The sequence below is a fragment of the Streptomyces sp. NPDC032745 genome (assembly GCF_055579465.1).
The window spans coordinates 220,667-239,475 of sequence record NZ_JBVING010000008.1 but is presented as its reverse complement, the minus strand read 5'-3'; the positions used below and the strand labels follow the sequence as shown (position 1 = coordinate 239,475).

Below are 18,809 nucleotides of genomic sequence, written 5' to 3'. Positions count from 1 at the left end.
ACGGCGGGGGCGGCCTGTCGTTTCCCGGATATGACTGATCTCATGGTCCAGATCCCGGCCGACTGGCTGGCCCGGGTGTTCCTTTCGCTCCGCCGCAGCGCGTCGGAGGACGCCCACGTATCGGCTGCGGAGCTGCAGCCGTTCACCGAGAAGCCCGGTCAGCGGATCCCCGTACCGCGGGCGACGGTCCTGCGCACCGAACTGGCCCTGCGGGGAGAACTCGAGCGTGCCCGGGAAGAGGAGCGGCGGGCACGGCTGTTAGAAGAGGCCGACTACCTGATCAGCGCCCGCCTCGGCGGATAGCGTCCCGCCGGTGCCGTGGCACGGCCCGCTGCACCGCTGCCCGTTCAGTACACGAGCTTGTACGTGACGTCCTTGGGGACCGGGGATGGCGCGGTGTCGGGGTAGAAGAGCCGGATGGTCGTGAAGCGCTGGACGTCGGGGTGTCCGGGCCAGGGCTCCGGCTTGCTCAGGGTCACCGTGACCGGGTACGCGTGGAAACGGCCGGCCGCGCAATAGGGCTTGCAGTCGTTCACCATGTCGGTGCCGGTGGCCGTCGCCTTCCGCGGACCCCAGGTGTCCCAGTTCAGCCGGACGAGGCGGTTGTTCCCGTCGCCGCAGGCCAGCAGGTACTCCTCGGGGCGTACCTGGGCCTCGTCGAAGCAGTCCACGACCACGATCGGTTCGGGATCCGGTTCCGGGGCGGCCCGGGTCTGCGCGGAGGCCGGCACGACGCCCGCCACGAGGGCCGCAGCCGCGCACAGCAGGGTGGCGGTCCGCACCCTGGCTCGGGGTGCAGGAGCGCGCCCGCCGTCTCCTGAAACGTCCACGGGACCTCCTCGGGTCATCCGTCCGCCGTAGGGTGCTGCACCCGTCCCCAGCTTCCCCCATCCGGGCCTGCCCCGCACCCGCTGCGGCGTGGGGCGCCGTCTGCCGGCCCTCCGGCCCGGCCCGGAGGGCCGGGGGCCGGGCGGAAGGCAGGTCCCGGTTCAGGAAATCCCGTACCACTGGCTGGCCCAGCCGGTGTTGATCGTGCTCGTGGACTGCTCGGCGAGATTCAGCGTGGCCGGCAGGGAGGTCTGGCCGGTCAGGACGGTGCTGTAGCGGAGGTTCGGCGGGGTCAGGCCTGCGTTGACCGAGATCCCGGCGCCCGTGGCCTTGAGGGTGAGGGCGTTGGTGGCCCAGTTGCCGTTGAGCAGGAGGGCGACGAAGTACGTACCGGGGGCGGCGGTGAACGGCTTGGCCAGCGGCAGCGGTTTGGCTATCGCGTCGGTCATCAGCTGCGGCGAGATGTCCGCGGTGGACGCGCGCAGGGCGCCGGTGGCGTCGTAGACGCCGAGGTAGGACTGGGAGAGCTGGGCGTTCGGGTCGACGCCGGCCAGCCCCAGCCAGATGTTGGACCAGGTGATCTGCTCGCGCAGCACGATCCGTACGAGGGTGACCCGTCCGCCCACCCCGGCGGCGGACTGGGCGGTGACGTGCCCCGCGTCGTTGGGGTCGCCGGTCCAGGCCAGGAGGTTCTGGTCCTGGGGCCGCGGGCCCTCGTACCCGGAGCCGTTGCCCGGCAGGGCCGGAGCAGGAGAGACCCCGCTGCCCGGCTTCTCCTTCGGGCTCCCACCGGACGAGGTGCAGCCGGCCAGGACGAGCAACGCCGCGAGTGCGGCGGCGATGCCGGTCGAGACGCTGGTGGTACGGGTGCGCATGGTCCCCCCATGAGGTGCGGATGTGCCAAAGGGGCCATGGTCACACGGGACCTCGCCCGCTCCCCGCGAGCCCCCGCGGTGTTCCCGCCATCGTAGGAGCGCCGTACCCGCCACGCGGCCTGGGCCGGAGCTAGCTCCGCTGCCAGTGGCTGCAGGAGTGCGCGGTGGGGGCCGCCTCGCCGCTCCGGGTGGTGGGGCACGGGACCGGCGGGTCACTCGGTGACGGGGCGCGTTCCCACCGCTGCGGCTCCGGTGTGGCGCTGGTCGAGTCATCGAGGTACAGCGTGTACGCGCCGCCGCACAGTACGACGGCGACCCAGCCCGCCACCACCCAGCGCCAGACCCTTCGCGGCACGGCTGCTCCCCCCTTGTCGCGGACAGGAGTTCCGTTACGGCGCGATCGGCAGCTGGCGCTTGTGGTCCGTCTGGCGGTAGCGGCGGACGATCGTGTCGAAGGCGCGCTCGTCGACCGGCTTGCCCTCCAGGAAGTCGTCGATGTCGTCGTACGTGACACCCAGGGCGTCCTCGTCGGCCTTGCCCGGGTCCAGGGTCTCCAGGTCCGCCGTCGGGGTCTTCCAGACCAGCTCCGCAGGCGCGCCCAGCGCATCGGCCACCGCGCGTACCCGACGCTTCGTCAGGCCGGTCAGGGGGACCAGGTCGGCCGCGCCGTCGCCGAACTTGGTGAAGAAGCCGGAGACGGCCTCCGCCGCGTGGTCGGTGCCGACGACCAGGCCGTCGTGGGCCCCGGCCACCGCGTACTGGGCGATCATGCGCTGGCGGGCCTTGATGTTGCCCTGCACGAAGTCCTGGTGGTGGGCGTCCCGGAAGACGGTGCCACCGGCGAGCGCGGCCTCCAGCGCGGCGTCGCTGGCGGGCTTGACGTCCACCGTCAGCACCCGGTCCGCCTCGATGAAGCCGAGCGCGAGCTGCGCGTCCTGCTCGTCTGCCTGAACCCCGTAAGGCAGCCGCATCGCGTAGAACGTCGCCTCGTGGCCGCTCTCCCGGGCCCGCTCCACGGCGAGCTGGCAGAGCCGTCCGGCCGTGGTGGAGTCCACGCCGCCGCTGATCCCGAGCACCAGGGAGCGCAGGCCGGTGGAGGTGAGCCGGTCCGCCAGGAAGGCCACCCGGCGCTCGATCTCCCGGTGTGCGTCGAAAGTCTCCGACACCTGGAGCTCCCGGGCGATCTCCTGCTGCAGAACGGTGGACGCCGGCCGGCTCACGGCTGCTCCTCGTGGTCGATGGTTGATCGTGGTGCGCTGTTCCGCCGACCCTAGTCGAAGCGTCCGGCCCGCCGTCAGTCGGCTGCCGCCTCGGCCTGCGAAACCCGCAGAGCGATCGGCAAGGAGGAGGGCGACCCCGTCAGGGTTCGACTGCTGGAGCGGATCAGGGCCTGATCATTCGCTGCTCACCGAACTCTTGAGGCATCCTGGGAGCATGAACGCATTGCATGCCGGGACACCGGCGGACGGGGTCGCCCCGGCGGCGCGCCTTGCCGCCTTCGCCGCAGCCTTGGCCGACGAAACCCGGGCCGCCATTTGCATGACGCTGCTCGAGGGGCGTGCCTGGACCGCGGGTGAGCTGGCCCGGATCACTGCCGTCGCACCGTCGACCGTCAGCGGCCATCTGACGCGCCTGCTCGATGCGGGTATCTGCGTCACCGAGCGGCAGGGCCGCCACAGCTACGTGCGGATCGCCGACGCCGCGACGGCCCGCCTCGTCGACGAACTGGCCTCGTACGCGATCCCGGACCGGGACGCGGCGCACGCAGTGCCCGTGGTGGCCGCGCCTGACCCGCTCGCCCGCGCCCGCACGTGCTACGACCATTTCGCGGGGCGGCTCGGGATGGCGGTGACCGACGCCATGGAGCGGCGCGGGCTGCTCCGGACGGACGGGGTCTTCGAGCTGACGGAGGCCGGGCGCGAGTGGTGTGCCGGGGCCGGCGTCGGCCTCGTCCACGAGGGGCGCAGGCCGCTGGCGAGCTCCTGCCTGGACTGGACCGAGCGGCGCCGCCACCTGGGGGGCCTGGCCGGGGCGCGGCTGTGCGCGAGGGCGCTCGGCGAGGAGTGGGTGGTGCGGCCCGCGGCCGGCGGGCGGGGGCTGGAGGTGACCGAGGCCGGCGAACGGGCTTTCGGCGACCTCTTGGGGATCGGCCCGGAGGCCTGGAGCTGAGCCGAAGTATTTCGCTCAATATTTCGGTGGACGCCGAAGTGTTGGCCTCGTAGGGTGGGTCTCATGACGTTCCGCCTGCGCTCGATTCCGCCCGCCGTCCTCACGGTCGCCGCCATCTCGTTCACCGTGTTCGCCTGGGCGTCTGCCTTCGTGTCCATCCGCAGCGCGGGCGACGCGTACTCGCCCGGGGCCCTGGCCCTCGGCAGGCTGCTGGCCGCCTCGGTGGTGCTCGCCGCCCTGCTCCTGATCCGCCGCCAAGGCCTGCCGCCGCGCGGAGCCCGGCGCGGAATCCTGATCTCCGGGCTGGTGTGGTTCTGCGGCTACACGGTCGCGCTGAACTGGGGCGAACGGCTCGTCGACGCGGGTACGGCCGCCCTGCTCGTGAACACCGGGCCCATCCTCATGGCCCTGCTCGCGGCCCGCCTGCTCGGCGAGGCGCTGCCACCACGGCTGCTGGCGGGCATGGCCGTCTCCTTCGTCGGGGCGGTGGTCGTCGGCCTGTCCATGTCGTCCGGCGGTGACGGCTCGACCTCGGTGCTCGGGGTCGTCCTGTGCCTGCTCGCGGCGGTGGCCTACGCGAGCGGCGTCATCGCGCAGAAGCCCGCGCTGTCCTTCGGGACGCCCCTGCAGATCACGGCCTACAGCTGCCTGACCGGAACCGTGGCCTGCCTGCCCTTCACGGGGCAGCTGGTCGCGGAACTGCCGAGGGCGCCGGTGTCCGCCACGCTCAACATGGTCTACCTGGGCGTCGTGCCGACCGCCCTCGCCTTCACCACGTGGACCTACGCCCTGGCGCGCATGCCCGCCGGGAAACTGGGCGCGACGACCTATGCCGTCCCGGCCATCGTCGTGCTGCTGAGCTGGGCCCTCCTGGGCGAGGTCCCCGCCTGGCTGACCCTGCTCGGCGGGGCGCTGTGCCTGGCCGGCGTGGCGGTGTCCCGCCACCGGCCGCCCACCCCGACGGAAGCCGTTGCCGGTGCGCAGGCTTCCGGCACCCGGTGACGCACGAGACGGCGACGGACCACGCGCGACGCAGACCGTCTAGCCGGCGGGGGTGTTCTCCTCCAGGGGGACCGTCAGGCCTATGCCTTCGGCCGCCACGGCGATGGCGAAGTCGAAGTAGGCGGACTCGTCCCGGACGCTGTCGTGGGTACGGCTGAAGACCTGGAACACCAGGAGCCCGATCAGGTTGCTCCACAGCACGATGCCGCGCTCGATGAGGTCCGAGAACGGGGCCTCGGGCGCACCGCCGAAGAGCTCCACGGCCTCCGGCCGGAGCAGTGGCGGCCCCGGCACCGTCCGCCGGGGCGGGGTGAGTTCACCGGCCGTCAGCGCGGAACGTACGATGCCGGCCAGTACGGCGGGGGTGCGCGAGGCGGCCGGGACGGTGTCCTGCGGGGCGTGGTAGCCGGGGACGGGGGAGCCGTAGATCAGTGTGAATTCGGCGGAGTGGTCGAAGGACCACTTCCGCAGTGCGCGGGTCACCGCGAGGAGCCGCGCGCCGGCCGTCGCCCCGGCGGCGCCTGCAGCCCGGTCGGCCTCCTCCATCGCGGCGGCGGAGTCGTTGTAGGCGTCGATGACCAGTGCGGTCAGCAGGTCGTCCCGATGCGGGAACACGCCTGCCACGTCGCTGACGGCAAGACAGCCGTCCTCGGCAACGGCATCCAGGGACAGCCCTGAGGCGCCCAGTTTCACCAGCAGTTGGCGCGCGGTGGCCTTGATGACCGCCGACTGCGGGGAGTTCTCATCGGTAGCGCTCGTGGAAAGATCCATGGCCAAACCGTACCCGTCGGTGACCGCGCTACTGCTCCAGGCGGGACACGTCGGGTGCGCGGGCACCTGCGGCCTCCGGGATCGTCTCGCCGATCAAGTCCAGCTGCGCGGGGGAGAGGCGGACCGCCAAGGCCCCGAGATTCTCCTTGAGATGGGAGCGGCGGCGCATGCCGGGGAGGGGGATGACGGTGTCCGGCTGGGCCAGCATCCATGCGAGCGCCAGCTGCGCCGGAGTACAGCCCATACCGGTGGCGAGAGCCCTCAGACGGTGCACCAGATGCAGGTTGGCGGCGAGGTTCTCCCCCTGGAAGCGGGGCTGGTCGCGGCGGACGTCATCCGCAGCCAGTGCCCCCCACGGAGTTCAGGGCTCCGGACAGCAGGCCGCGGCCCAGCGGCGCGTACGCCACCAGCGCGACGCCGAGCTCCCGCGCCGCTGGCAGGATCTCCCGGTCCAGGCCGCGCGTCCACAGGGAGTACTCGCTCTGCAGCGCGGCGATCGGGGCGGTCGCATGCGCCCTGCGCAGGGTGTCGGCGCTCACCTCCGACAGACCGATGTGGCGTATCTTCCCCTCGCAGACCAGCCGGCTCAGGGCGCCGACGGTGTCTTCGACGGGGACGTCGGGATTGCGGCGGTGGAGGTAGTAGAGATCGATGTGGTCGACGTTCAGGCGTCGCAGTGATGCTTCGCAGGCACGTTTGGCGTAGGCCGGGCTCGAGTCGACCCGTCGCGCCCGCGGATCCTCGCCGCGCACCACGCCGAACTTGGTCGCGAGGAACACCCGGTCGCGGCGGCCCGCGATGGCCCGGCCCACCAGCTCTTCGTTGGTGTGAGGGCCGTAGATGTCGGCCGTGTCGAGGAGGGTGACACCCCGCTCGAGCGCCTCGTGGACCGTCGCGACCGACTCCGCCTCGTCGGCGGACCCGTAGAAGTCGGACATGCCCATGCAGCCCAGGCCCATTGCCGATACGAGCGGGCCGTCGTGGCCCAGGCGCTTCTGCATCCGTTCCTCCGCTCCCCGGTCTCCCCACCCCGTCTCCGGCAACGCCGTGCGGAAGGCGGTCTTCCCGGTGATTGTCCCCGACTCCTAAGCTCCGCGTGCGAGTTGGCTCAGCCGGCAGGAGGACGGTGCTCATGTCCCGAGGTGTCACGGACGGCTGGGTGCGGGAGAGCTTCGCCTCCTCCCGGGAGTTCCGTCTCCCCTACGTACGCGACCACGAGGTGCTCGCCCGCGGGGTGCGTGACGCGCTGCTCGACGGTCGCGGCTTCGCCCTGGTCACGGGCACGCCCCTCACCACGATGAGCACGGGACAAGCCCAGGAGTTCGGCGTTTCGATGCTCCGGCACCTCGGGGAGCCGCTCCCGCAGGGCCGGGGCGCGGACACGGCCCTCGGGTGGCTGGTCAGGGACGGGGGCGTGTCGGCCTGTCACGCCCCCGGGGGAGTCGCCCGTGGTGTGGGCGCCGGTGTTCGAGCAGGCGGACGGCCGGATCCGGGTCCGGTGCAACGTCAAGCGGCTCGAGACCGGCGCGGAGCTGGCCGGGGAGCCTCTTGCGCCCGACAGGCGTGCCGCCCTTGACGCCCTGGGCCAGGTGCTGGCCCGCCCGGAGCTCCGGATCACCGCGCTGCTCGAGGACGGCGACTGCCTCGTGATCGACGACCGGCGCGTCCTGCACGGCCGTACGTCCTACGAGGACCACGCCGACCCCGCCCGCCGGCGGTGCCTCGCACGCGTCATGCTCGGGCTGAATCCCTCCGGGCACACCGCCTGAGCACCGCGCGACGAGCGGGCCGGCTCGCGGCGGCCGGCTACGTACCGACCGCCTGGGCGTAGTGGAACAGCCCGCTGGGGTCGTACCGGCGCTTGACCTCGAGCAGGCGCGCGTAGTTGTCGCCGTAGTACGCCGACTGCCAGTCGCGCAGGTCCGGGTCGGGGAAGTTGACGTACGCGGCGCGGGTCTCCAGGTCGCGGGAGAGCGTACGGTGCAGGGCGCGGGTCCGCGCCAGCTGCTGCCGGACGCCGTCCTGGGGGGTGTCCGGCCTCCAGTGGGTGCCGATGTCGATGACGAACGTGGCGCCGCGGTGCGGGTAGGCGGTCTCGCCCGGCTCCGGGAGGCCGCTGGCGCCACCCATCGCGAAGAGGGTGACGTAGCCGGCGTTGCCCGGCGCGCCCGGCTGCCAGTCGCGCACCCATTGGACCACCGACTCGACCGTCCCCGGGCCGAGCCACCGGTCCGGCACCAGGGACTTGGACGCGTAGTCGTCCGGCGCCCCGGGCTTCTCCAGCAGGTAGTCCTGCGCCGCCCAGAACCGGCGCTGCTCGATGAACGCACGCGCAGGCCGCAGTTCCAGTACCGGGGCGAAGATCCTCCGCAGCGTCGCTTCGTCGCCCAGCAACTGGCCGAGCAGGGCGACGGAGGCGGCCTGTCCGTCGCCGGCGTTCTTGAAGCCGATGCGCACGTCGAAGTCGCCCGCGTCGTCGTCGGCGAGGATCTCCTGCACCGCCGCGACCAGCCTGACCCCGGCCTCCGGATCGAAGGAGAGGTCGAAGACCGTGGCGATCCGGTCACCGACGTCGGTGGCATCGAAGACGAAGCCGGTGTTGATGCCGAAGTTGCCCCCGGCCCCGCCGCGACAGGCCCAGTACAGGTCCGCGTTCTCGTCGTCCGCGGCGCGCACCAGGGTGCCGTCGGCCAGCACCACGCGGGTCTCCGCCAGCCGGTCGCAGGTCATGCCCCACTTGCGGTCGTTGAAGCCGAGGCCGCCTCCCAGGGCCAGTCCGGCAAGGCCCACTCCGCCGCACCGGCCACCGGGGAAGTACAGGTTCGCCGACCTGGCCGCGTACACGTCCGAGTTGGTGGCGCCTGCGCCGAGCAGCAGCCGGGTGCCGCGGACGCCCACGCCGTTCATCCGGCGCAGGCTGATGAGCAGGCCCCGGGTGGTGGAGTACCCGGCGTAGTTGTGGCCGCCCGAGCGCGGCGCCAGGGGTACGCCGTGCGCCGCCGCCCAGCGGACGGCCGCCTGTACGTCGCCCGCCGTCGCGCAGGCCACGATGCCGGCCGGCCGCACGTGGGCGTAGCGCAGGTTGTCCGGAGCCGCCAGCAGGCCGAAGCCTGCACTGCCCGGCTGGTACAGACCGGCCGCCGGGCTGAGGCTGCGGCGCAGCTGCCGCCAGGCCCCCGGCTCCGGCGGGGACCCGTCGGCGACCCCGCCGGGCCGGCGGTGCAAGGGCGTGACGGCAGCCGATGCGGCACCGTACCCGCCGGTCAGACCGCCGGCCAGGGCGCCCGCCGTGCTCACCGCAGCCCCGGCTCCCCACCGCAGAACATCCCGGCGTCCCGCCATCGTGCAGTTCCTCTCCTCGTACAGGAGCAGACGTGGCCCCCGTCCGGCCTCCGCCGTGCTCGCGATCTCGTGGCGATCATGCTCACGGTCCGCCCGTCGCATGGCCTGCGCCGCTCCGGTGGACCGGGAGGGCAACCCGCACGAAGGAGCCGGAGCCCGGGCCGGATGGCCGATCGGCGGGCAGAGGGGCAGGGAGTATTTGCATAGCCATGCGGTTAAGTGCATACTCTTCCCATGTCTAAGGTTCTCACCTCACTGCCCACCGGCGAGCGCGTCGGCATCGCCTTCTCGGGCGGCCTCGACACCTCCGTCGCGGTCGCGTGGATGCGCGACAAGGGTGCCGTCCCGTGCACCTACACCGCCGACATCGGCCAGTACGACGAGCCCGACATCGCGTCGGTGCCCGGCCGTGCGAAGACGTACGGGGCCGAGATCGCGCGCCTGGTCGACTGCCGGGCGGCGCTGGTCGAGGAGGGCCTGGCCGCGCTCGCGTGCGGCGCGTTCCACATCCGCTCGGGCGGCCGTGCCTACTTCAACACCACGCCGCTGGGCCGCGCCGTCACCGGAACCCTGCTGGTCCGGGCGATGCTCGAGGACGACGTCCAGATCTGGGGCGACGGCTCGACCTTCAAGGGCAACGACATCGAGCGGTTCTACCGCTACGGCCTGCTCGCCAACCCCCACCTGCGCATCTACAAGCCGTGGCTCGACGCCGACTTCGTCACCGAGCTCGGCGGCCGCAAGGAGATGTCGGAGTGGCTGGTCGCCCACGGTCTGCCGTACCGCGACAGCACCGAGAAGGCGTACTCGACCGACGCCAACATCTGGGGCGCCACCCACGAGGCCAAGACGCTGGAGCACCTCGACACCGGCGTGGAGACCGTGCAGCCGATCATGGGCGTGCGGTTCTGGGACCCGTCGGTCGAGATCGCCGCCGAGGACGTGACGATCGGCTTCGACCAGGGCCGCCCGGTGGCGATCAACGGCAAGGAGTTCCACTCCCCGGTCGACCTGGTGATGGAGGCGAACGCCATCGGCGGCCGCCACGGCATGGGCATGTCGGACCAGATCGAGAACCGGATCATCGAGGCGAAGAGCCGCGGCATCTACGAGGCGCCCGGCATGGCGCTCCTGCACGCCGCGTACGAGCGCCTCGTCAACGCGATCCACAACGAGGACACCCTCGCCCACTACCACAACGAGGGACGGCGCCTCGGCCGGCTGATGTACGAGGGCCGCTGGCTGGACCCGCAGGCGCTGATGGTCCGGGAGTCGCTGCAGCGCTGGGTCGGCTCGGCGGTCACCGGCGAGGTGACGTTGCGGCTGCGGCGCGGTGAGGACTACTCGATCCTGAACACCACCGGCCCCGCCTTCAGCTACCACCCGGACAAGCTGTCGATGGAGCGTACCGAGGACTCGGCGTTCGGCCCGGTGGACCGGATCGGCCAGCTCACCATGCGCAACCTCGACATCGCCGACTCGCGCGCCCGGCTCGAGCAGTACGCCGGCCTCGGCATCGTCGGTACCGCCCACCCCGAGCTGGTCGGAGCCGCGCAGGCGGCGGCGACCGGGCTGATCGGTGCCATGCCCGAGGGTGGCGCCGAGGCCATCGCCTCCCGCGGCGAGGTCTCCGCCGAGGACGAGCTGCTGGACCGCGCCGCGATGGAGTCCGGCACCGACTGACGGACTGACCGGCCGGCCGAGTGGCCGGCTGACCGGTCGTGCCGAACGAGCCGCCCCCGACGCCGCGTCGGGGGCGGCTCGTTCGGCGTGGGACGCCTAGGATGCGTCGCATGCCGGACGTCGCTCCCCGCCCCGAGCCGTTCACCCCGAAGACCGCCCCCGCGGCGCTCGAGGATCTCCGCGCGCGACTGCGCGCGACGCGCTGGCCGGACATGCCCGAGGACGCCGGCTGGTCGTTCGGAACCGACCTCGGCTACCTGCGCGAGCTCGTCGCCTACTGGGCGGACGGCTTCGACTGGCCGGCGCAGGAGGCGGCGCTGGCCCGCTTCCCCCGCTTCCGCGTCCCGCTCGGCGGCCTCGGGATCCACTTCGTGCACGTCCGGGCCGTCGCGCCGGCCGGCCCCGTGCTGCCGCTCGTACTCAGCCACGGCTGGCCGGACTCGTTCTGGCGCTACGCGAAGGTCATCCCGCTCCTCACCGACCCCGGCGCCCACGGCGCCGATCCCGCCGACGCGTTCGACGTGGTCGTGCCCGACATGCCGGGCTACGGGTACTCCGACCGCCCCACCGGCCCGCCCCCGGACTCCATCGCCGTCGCCGGCCTGTGGGCCGAGCTCATGGGCGTCCTCGGCTACGCGCGGTTCGGCGCGGCGGGCGGGGACGTCGGCAGCCACGTGAGCCGCTACCTCGGGCTCGACCACCCCGACCGGGTCGTGGCCGTCCACCGCACCGACGCGGGCCTGCCCGTCTTCACCGGCGACCCGGCGGACCTGGCGCCCGAGGAGCGCGCCTGGCTCGAGGGCGCCGCAGCCTGGGGCGCGACCGAGGGCGCCTACGCCGCCTTGCAGCGTACGAAGCCCCAGACCGCCGCGTTCGGGCTCACCGACTCGCCGGCCGGGCTCGCCGCGTGGATCGTCGAGAAGCTCCGGGCGTGGAGCGACTGCGACGGCGACATCGAGCGGAGCTTCACGAAGGACGAGATCCTCACGAACGTCACGCTCTACTGGCTGACGGGGACGATCGGCTCGTCGATGCGCATGTACCGGGCGAACGCCGCGATCCCGCCCGAGCAGCACGCCCGCCGGGTAGAGGTGCCGTCCGGCTTCTCGCTCTTCCACGGCGACGTCGTCCGCCCGCCGCGCGCATGGCTGGAGCGCACGGCGAACGTCGTGCGCGTGACCGAGCCCGCACGCGGCGGGCACTTCGCACCGTTCGAGGAGCCCGAGCTCTACGCAGCGGAACTGCGTGAGTTCTTCCGCCCGTATCAGGCGGCAACCCGCTGAAGGCGCCGGCGCCTTGGCGTGATCCCGTTCGTGACCAAAGGGTGCCCCTCCGTACAACTCGCATGTCATGATGCTGAGTCGTGGCTGAGGGGGAGGCTATGGCGAATACGGCTATCCGCGTGCGCCTGACACAGGGTGCCAGCGAGAGCGACATCGGGGCGCTGAAGGCGTGGCTCGAGCGGGAGCAGAAGCTCGAAACGCACAGGAACGACGGCGTGCTGGAGATCCACGTGCGCGCCGGGACGGAGGGCGGGCCCGGCAGCCCGATGGGAGCCGGGATGGAGATCACGCTGGTGCTGATCGGAGCAGCCGCCTCCAAATTATTCGACGAAGTGTTCGAGCAGGTGAAGAGCGGGGTCCGCGCGTGGCGGGAGAACCGCCGGTCCGTGGAACGCGGCGAACCCCCGGAGGTCGAGGTCGCGCCGGAGAGCGACGGGAGATAGCCCGGTGGCGCGCTTCGACCCGCGAGGGAAAGTGAACCGGGCGCTGCTCGTCGGAGTCCCCGAGTACGACTTCAAGCAGCCCGAGCACCCCTTCGGGGTGTCGGGCGACCTCGGCGCGGTCGAGCACAACCTCGCCGGACTGGAACAGGCTCTCCGCGAGGGCGGTGTGTTCGCCGAGGACGGGATCACCGTCACCCGGCCGCACACCGTGGACGAGTTCGACCAGCAGCTGGACGCCGCGGTCGACGCGGCCGAGGGGCTGCTCCTGCTCTACTTCTCCGGCCACGGCGCCGTGCCCAGTACGGGGGACGAGCTCTGGCTGCTGATGCGGCGGGCGACGATCGTCCCGGGCGACGAGTCCGTGTTCCGCGGCGCCACGCCCTGGAAGGGCGTTCTCACCGTGCTGTCCCGCGCCCGGGCGGAGCAGGTGGTCGTCATCCTCGACTGCTGCTACGCGGGTAACGCCTCGGCGGCATGGAACGCGCTCGGCACGGCCCAGCGGCAGCGGACCTCGCTGCTGATGAGCGTCCAGGCCAACAACCGCATCGACGCGGGCGACGGTGGCTCGCCGACGCCGTACACCGCCCAACTCGTGAGCTTCTTGCACGAGGGCCTTTCCGGGCGGGGCGGCGAAGTCGGCTTCGTGGAACTGGCCCAAAAGCTGTGGGCCCACATGTCCGAGCACCACACGACGCTGCGCGAGCCCGCCGAGCCGTGGGAGCCGCAGAGCCGCGCTGCCGCCTCGGGCGCCGACGTGCTGCTCGCAGCCCCTTCCGTCCGCTCGCCGGACGCGTCGCCGTCGCAGGAACTCGACTCGGCCCCGGGCGGGTCCGGCGGCGGGCCGACTTCGCCGCAATCGCCCGGCCCCGGCCCCGGCCCCGGCGGAAGACCAGACAGGCTCGGCAGGCTCCGCCCCCTCACCGGCCGCAGACTCGCGGCCGCCATCGGCGTGCCCGCGGTGATCGCCGGACTCGTCGCCACCGGCATCGCCGCACTCGACGGAGGGGACGGCGCCCCCTGCAAGCCGCCGCTCGAACTCCGGCTGCTCACCGACCCCGACCTCGAGCCCACCGTCCGCAAGGCCGCGGAGGCGTACCTGACGTCGGCGGAGAACACGTCGGAGGGCGGGTGCAGGCGCGTCGGCATCACCGTCTACAGCGCCGGAGCCGCCGCGGCGGTCGCCGCGTTCAACCGGCAGTCCGACCCGTGGCAGCGGCCGGTGGCCGACGACACCAACCCGCAGCGCGACATCGGCCCGCAGCCGGACATCTGGATCCCGGGTTCGTCCGCGAGCGTCGAACGGGCCCGTACCGCGTCCAGCGAGCGGACCTATGTCGCGCTGGAGGCGGATCCCGAGCCCTTCGCGTACTCGCCGGTCGTGCTCGCCGTACCGCAGGACCCGGCGGCGGAGCCGGTCGCCGAGCGGGTGGGTGCTCTCGCGGCCTTGACGGACGCGCTCAGGAAGCGTCAGCCGACGTCCGAAATACGGCGTACGGACCCGGAGAACACCGACGCCGGACTGCTCGCGACCGTCGGCCTCTACGGCGCGGGAGCGCCGGACCCGGCCGCCGCAGAACAGGGCGTGGCCCAGCCGGGACCGCCCGCGCGCACCGGCGGGGACCTCCTGTGCACGCTGCCCGACGACGACACCGCGGACAAGCGCACCACCGTTCTGGTACCGGAGTTCCTGCTCAGGACCGGAGTGGGCTGCGACAGTAGGACCCGGGTCCGCCGGATGGCCGAGTACCCCCTCGACGTCCCGGGCCTCACCCCGACGTTCGTGCGCGTGCGCTGGCTGGGCCCCGAACGGGACAAGGCCGCGCGGGACAGCGCCGCGGAGCGCTTCCACGCGTGGCTGACCGGCAAGGGGACGGCCGCGAAGAACGGGGCGAACGACGACGCGTCCGCCGTCCGGGGCGGACTCGCCGTGTTCGGGAACGACGGCTTCCGCAGTGCATCGGGTCCTCGCAAGCCCCTCGGCAACGGCACCGGACCGTCCGCCGACACCGGTGTCGTCTTCAGCGACTTCGGGGCCCTGGACGACCCCGGCCTGCTCGGCGGCCCCGCCCCTCCGGCCGCGATGGCGGCGGCGCTGAAGGGGTATCGGGAGGCCAACGGGCCGGGCCGGGTGCTCTTCCTGCTCGACTCGTCCGGGTCCATGGGCAGCCTGTGGGAGGGCCCCGGCGGTGCGCCCGGCATCATCTCCCAGTCCCTGGCCGGGCTCGGCGAGCGGGACGAGTACGGGGTCTGGGCGGTTGCCACCGAGCCGGACGGCTCCCGCGCGTACAGCGAAGTGCTGCCGTTCGGCAAGTACCAGCGCAAGGAGGCGCAGAGCGCCATCGCCGCCAAGGCCCAGGTCAAGGACCTGGAAGCCGATCCCGACAGGGCGCTGGTCGCGGCCCTGGACTACATGAGGCAGCGCGCTACCGACGCCCGTGGCCCGCAGCTGATCGTCTACATCACGGATGACGAGGACAACAACCGGCTGGCCGAAGGCGGCCGGCTCGGCGCTCTGCTCCAGTCCGTGCGGACGGGGCGCAGGATCCCGGTGGTCATGGCCTCCCTGGACAGCGCCGGCTGCGACAAGGGCAAACCGGATGCCGCCGTCTCCGAGGCGAGCGGCGGCCGCTGCCTGGACACCAAGAGCGATCTCGTTGCGCGGCTGCGCGCCGAGGTCGCGAGGACCGGAACGGGGGATCAGGGATGAGGAACGGGCCCGCAGCGCGCGCCGCGTCCGCAGTGCTCCTCGCCGTGCTGCTCGCCGCAGGCTGCGACGCAGGCGCCGGAGCCGGCGGCGGGCAGAGCGGCGCCGCGGCCGCCGCCGACCAGCCCGGCGACATCGTGCTGGCAAGCGGCCGGGACGTGACCGGCAAGGGCGGCATCCGCCAGCAGCTGATAGACGAGTGGAACCGGGAGCAGGAGGGCAAGGGCTCCGGCCACCGGGCCCGCCTGGTCGAGCTGCCCGGCTCGGCGGACCAGCAGCGCAGCCAGCTGCTCGGCGCACTGCAGTCCGGCAGCGCCGAGTACGACGTGGTCAACCTCGACGTGACCTGGGTGCCGGAGTTCGCCGCGGCGGGTCTCGTCCAGCAGCTCTCCGACAAGCTGGTCGACTCCGACGTCATCAAGTCGGTCGCCGCCACGGCCCGCTGGGGGGACAAGCTGTACGCGGTGCCGTTCAACAGTGACGTGGGGCTGCTGTTCTACCGCCGCGACTACCTGGAGAGCGCGGGCGTCACGGAGACCGACCTGAGCAAGGGCACCGGCGGCTGGCCCGTCGTCCAGCAGCTGATCCGCGCCCTCGACGCGGCGCGCAAGAGGCTGCCGGAGGCCTACGAGAAGGGCTGGACCTCGCAGCTCGACGCGTCGTACGAAGGGCTCACCGTCAACGGCATCGAGGCCTTCGCCTCCGCTTCGGGCTCCGACGGATTCACCCTCACCGACAAGGAGGGCCGCTACGCCGGTTCCGTGGACGAGCTGAAGGAGGGGCTGGACGAGCTGCGCAACCGCACCGAGGCGGCCTACACCCTGCCGGCCGCCACCCAGTCCGACGAGGCGGACACGCTCACCGACTTCGCGGCCGGCCGCACCGGCTTCCTCCGCCACTGGCCGTACGCCTACCGCACGCTCCACCAGTCCCTGCCCGAAGAGAAGCTCGGTGTGGCCCCACTGCCCGGCCGGGCGGTGCTGGGAGGCCAGAACCTGGCCGTGGCCACGGGCTCGCAGCGGAGCACCGCCGCCAAGCAGCTCGTCGAGTTCCTCACCAACAGGGAGAACGAACGCTGCCTGCTCGACGCGGGGTTCGCGGCCACCCGGATCTCCGCGTACGTGGACGACAAGCTGCGGTGCAAGGCGGCGAAGCCACCCGGCCAGGCCACCGCGGCCCCGACGGCAGAGCGCACCGACCACATGCCGCGGGACGGGAACGGCCGCCCCGGGTACGCGCGCGGCACCCTGCTGCCCGCCCTGGAGAACGCCGTCCAGCGGCCGCGCACCCCGCTCTACGGCGCCTTCAGCCAGACGTTCACCGCCGAACTGGCCCGGCTCCAGGGCGACAAGCCGCCCTCCCCCGCGCAACTCGCCAAAGCCCTGGACGAAGATCTGAAGAAGGCACTGCCCCGGGGGTGACCACGTCCGGTCAGCCGGCGCGGTCCGGACGAGTGCTGCGGAAGGTGCGTCGGTAGGTGTCCGGGGGCACGCCGACCGTGCGGTTGAAGTGGCGCCGCAGGGTGGCGTCAGTACCCATGCCCGTGGCTGCGGCGATCGCGCCGATGGTGTCGTCGGTGGTTTCGAGGAGTCCCTGGGCGCGGTGGATGCGTTGCGTCAGCAGCCAGCGCAGGGGAGTGGTGCCGGTGACGTCCGTGAAGACCCGGGCCAGGTGGCGTGAGCTCATGTTCGCCCGGCGCGCCAGGTCCTCCACGGTGAGCGGCTGGTCGAGGCGCTCCATCGCCCATGCCAGCAGTGCGCCGAGCGGGTGGTCGCGGCGTTCGGGCAGCGGGGTGGTGACGAACTGGGCCTGGCCCCCGGCCCGATGGGGCGGCACGACGAGGCGGCGCGCGACCTCGTTGGCGACGGCGGAGCCGTGGTCGCGGCGGACCAGATGCAGACACAGGTCCATCGCGGCGGCCTTGCCGGCCGAGGTCAATACGGTCCCGTGGTCGACGTAGAGCACGTCCGGATCGACCTCGACCTCGGGGTGTCTCTCGGCCAGCGCCGCGGCGTGCAGCCAGTGCGTGGTCGCCCGGCGCCCGTCCAGCAGACCCGCGGCGGCCAGTACGAACGCGCCCGTGCACAGGGAGGCCACCCGGGCACCCGCCTCGTGTGCCGCGCGCACGGCATCGACCAGTTCGGCGGGCGGGTCCGCGTCCAGGTCGGCGCACGCCGGGACGATCACGGTGTCCGCATGCACGAGCCGGTCGAGTCCGGCGTCGGGCTCGAGCCGGAAGCGGTCGCCGACCGGAACGGTGCCCGGGGCGCACACGATGAACTCGTACCAGGGATCGACGAGGTCCGACCGGTCGACACCGAACACATCGCAGGCGGCGGCGAGTTCGAAGTGCGGTACCCCGGGTGTGACGGCCAGTGCGACAAGGCTCATGTCCGAAAGTGTACGGGGCGTGGCGTTGCTGCCACTCCCGGCCGCAGGCCGCCGGAGGCACGATGGCATCCGGTGATCATTCGCGTACGAGCACGAGAAGCGCGAGCGCACGAGACGGGGGAACCTCATGGGAACGAGTCAAGCGGCGGCGGTAACGGTGTTCGGCGCCTACGGGCACACCGGACGCTTCGTCGTGTCCGAACTGCTGGAGCGGGGGCTGACCCCGATCCTGTCCGGCCGCGACCCCGACAAGCTCCGGGCCCTGGCCGACGCCTTTCCCGGACTCGAGGTCCGGCCGGCCTCGGCCGACGATCCGGCCTCGCTCGACCGTGCACTGGACGGCGCGGCAGCCGTGATCAACTGCGCCGGTCCGTTCGCCGTGACGGCCGCACCGGTCATCGAGGCGGCGCTGCGCGCACGGATCGCCTACCTGGACGTCGCGGGAGAGGTGGAAGCGGTCGCCGATACGTTCGCGCACTTCGCGGACCGGGCCCGCGACGCCGGAATCGTGGTCGTTCCCGCGATGGCGTTCTACGGGGGTCTCGGCGACCTGCTCGCCACCGCCGCACTGGGTGACGCCCCGGAGGCCGACGAGGTGCACCTCGCGTTCGCCCTGAGCAGCTGGCAGCCCACGGCCGGGACGCGCGGGTCCAGTCAGGTCTCCCGGCGCCGTCGCGAGGGCCGGCGGCTCGTCTACGCGAAGGGCCGCCTGGAGCTGCGCACCGACGAGGCACCCACGGGCCGGTGGACGTTTCCCGCTCCGGTCGGGGACCGGCCCGTGATCGGCGAATTCACCACCACGGACAGCGTGACCATCGCCCATCACCTGTCCGCCCCCGACATCCACACCTGTATGACGCTCGAGGCCGTCAAGGACGTGCTGGCCCCGGACGCCGAACCTCCGAAGCCGGTCGACGAGCGAGGGCGGTCGGCGCAGACCTTCCTCGTCGACGTCGTCGTCCGCGCGGGCGGCACCAGGCGCCGTGCGGTGGCCCGCGGACAGGACATCTACGCCGTCAGCGCGCCTCTCGTCGTGGAAGCGGTCGGCCGAATCCTCGCGGGACAGGCCGGGACGGCCGGGGTGGTCGCGCCCGGCGAGATCTTCGACGCGCACGCGTTCCTGCGCTCACTGGCTCCGCGGCACCTCTCGTACGAGCTCGGCCAGGCCGACTGACCACTGGTCAGCCGGGGTCCTGGTGTGGTGTCTCACGGACTGCGCCAGGACCCCGGGGGACGATCAGACTCGCGGACCGGGGTGCTGTTGGCGGTGGTGGCCGGGAATCCGGTCACGGCCAACAGCGGCCCGAAGGGGTTGGAT

17 protein-coding genes and 1 pseudogene are annotated in these 18,809 nt (G+C 72.6%); 10 read left to right on the top strand and 8 right to left on the bottom strand.

Going from position 1 to position 18,809, the window contains the following annotated elements:
- Positions 1-42 precede the first annotated feature (42 nt).
- Positions 43-303, top strand: a complete 261-nt coding sequence (locus ACZ5WG_RS22245) for a hypothetical protein (RefSeq protein ID WP_468725319.1) — start codon at positions 43-45, stop codon at positions 301-303.
- A gap of 44 nt (positions 304-347) precedes the next feature.
- On the opposite strand, the gene ACZ5WG_RS22240 is transcribed toward ACZ5WG_RS22245, so the two are convergent.
- From ACZ5WG_RS22240 to nadE, 4 genes are all read right to left on the bottom strand, one after another.
- Entirely contained in the window at positions 348-830 is a 483-nt protein-coding gene (locus tag ACZ5WG_RS22240; RefSeq protein WP_468725317.1) for a hypothetical protein, read from the bottom strand.
- Between the two features lie 159 nt (positions 831-989).
- On the bottom strand, positions 990-1,703 hold the full coding sequence (locus tag ACZ5WG_RS22235; protein ID WP_468725316.1) for a hypothetical protein: 714 nt from the start codon (positions 1,701-1,703) through the stop codon (positions 990-992).
- Between the two features lie 130 nt (positions 1,704-1,833).
- On the bottom strand, positions 1,834-2,058 hold the full coding sequence (locus tag ACZ5WG_RS22230; RefSeq protein WP_468725314.1) for a hypothetical protein: 225 nt from the start codon (positions 2,056-2,058) through the stop codon (positions 1,834-1,836).
- Between the two features lie 34 nt (positions 2,059-2,092).
- Positions 2,093-2,923, bottom strand: a complete 831-nt coding sequence (gene nadE, locus ACZ5WG_RS22225) for an ammonia-dependent NAD(+) synthetase (protein ID WP_468725313.1) — start codon at positions 2,921-2,923, stop codon at positions 2,093-2,095.
- Positions 2,924-3,137: 214 nt separating this feature from the next.
- Between nadE and ACZ5WG_RS22220 the strand changes: the two genes are divergently transcribed.
- Positions 3,138-3,872, top strand: coding sequence for an ArsR/SmtB family transcription factor (locus ACZ5WG_RS22220; protein WP_468725311.1), 735 nt, complete (start codon positions 3,138-3,140; stop codon positions 3,870-3,872).
- 63 nt (positions 3,873-3,935) lie between these two features.
- Complete coding sequence (locus ACZ5WG_RS22215; protein ID WP_468725310.1) at positions 3,936-4,874, top strand: DMT family transporter; 939 nt, start codon at positions 3,936-3,938, stop codon at positions 4,872-4,874.
- 39 nt (positions 4,875-4,913) lie between these two features.
- On the opposite strand, the gene ACZ5WG_RS22210 is transcribed toward ACZ5WG_RS22215, so the two are convergent.
- The gene (locus ACZ5WG_RS22210; RefSeq protein WP_468725308.1) at positions 4,914-5,645 is read right to left on the bottom strand and encodes a TetR-like C-terminal domain-containing protein; all 732 of its coding nucleotides are present in this window, start codon (positions 5,643-5,645) and stop codon (positions 4,914-4,916) included.
- Between the two features lie 28 nt (positions 5,646-5,673).
- Positions 5,674-6,646, bottom strand: a pseudogene (locus tag ACZ5WG_RS22205) (aldo/keto reductase).
- Positions 6,647-7,093: 447 nt separating this feature from the next.
- Here ACZ5WG_RS22205 and ACZ5WG_RS22200 point away from each other — a divergent pair.
- The gene (locus ACZ5WG_RS22200; protein WP_468725306.1) at positions 7,094-7,414 is read left to right on the top strand and encodes a TauD/TfdA family dioxygenase; all 321 of its coding nucleotides are present in this window, start codon (positions 7,094-7,096) and stop codon (positions 7,412-7,414) included.
- Between the two features lie 37 nt (positions 7,415-7,451).
- Here ACZ5WG_RS22200 and ACZ5WG_RS22195 read toward each other — a convergent pair whose 3' ends face one another.
- Positions 7,452-8,942: an FAD-binding oxidoreductase gene (locus ACZ5WG_RS22195; protein WP_468725305.1), complete on the bottom strand. Its 1,491-nt coding sequence runs from the start codon at positions 8,940-8,942 to the stop codon at positions 7,452-7,454.
- A gap of 279 nt (positions 8,943-9,221) precedes the next feature.
- On the opposite strand from ACZ5WG_RS22195, the gene argG reads away from it, so the two are divergent.
- From argG to ACZ5WG_RS22170, 5 genes are all read left to right on the top strand, one after another.
- Positions 9,222-10,670 carry an argininosuccinate synthase gene (gene argG / locus ACZ5WG_RS22190; RefSeq protein WP_468725304.1) on the top strand — a complete coding sequence of 483 codons (1,449 nt, stop codon included), beginning with the start codon at positions 9,222-9,224 and terminating at the stop codon, positions 10,668-10,670.
- 110 nt (positions 10,671-10,780) lie between these two features.
- On the top strand, positions 10,781-11,953 hold the full coding sequence (locus ACZ5WG_RS22185; protein ID WP_468725303.1) for an epoxide hydrolase family protein: 1,173 nt from the start codon (positions 10,781-10,783) through the stop codon (positions 11,951-11,953).
- Between the two features lie 119 nt (positions 11,954-12,072).
- The gene (locus ACZ5WG_RS22180) at positions 12,073-12,396 is read left to right on the top strand and encodes a hypothetical protein (protein ID WP_468725302.1); all 324 of its coding nucleotides are present in this window, start codon (positions 12,073-12,075) and stop codon (positions 12,394-12,396) included.
- A gap of 4 nt (positions 12,397-12,400) precedes the next feature.
- Positions 12,401-15,103, top strand: a complete 2,703-nt coding sequence (locus ACZ5WG_RS22175) for a substrate-binding domain-containing protein (RefSeq protein ID WP_468725300.1) — start codon at positions 12,401-12,403, stop codon at positions 15,101-15,103.
- Positions 15,100-16,521 (top strand): extracellular solute-binding protein, encoded by a 1,422-nt coding sequence (locus tag ACZ5WG_RS22170; RefSeq protein WP_468725298.1) that lies wholly within the window; start codon positions 15,100-15,102, stop codon positions 16,519-16,521. Before ACZ5WG_RS22175 ends, ACZ5WG_RS22170 begins: the two co-directional genes overlap by 4 nt.
- Positions 16,522-16,531: 10 nt before the next feature.
- On the opposite strand, the gene ACZ5WG_RS22165 is transcribed toward ACZ5WG_RS22170, so the two are convergent.
- Entirely contained in the window at positions 16,532-17,491 is a 960-nt protein-coding gene (locus tag ACZ5WG_RS22165; protein ID WP_468725296.1) for a helix-turn-helix domain-containing protein, read from the bottom strand.
- A gap of 127 nt (positions 17,492-17,618) precedes the next feature.
- Here ACZ5WG_RS22165 and ACZ5WG_RS22160 point away from each other — a divergent pair, with 127 nt between their 5' ends.
- Positions 17,619-18,665 (top strand): saccharopine dehydrogenase family protein, encoded by a 1,047-nt coding sequence (locus tag ACZ5WG_RS22160; RefSeq protein WP_468725295.1) that lies wholly within the window; start codon positions 17,619-17,621, stop codon positions 18,663-18,665.
- Positions 18,666-18,809: the final 144 nt, after the last annotated feature.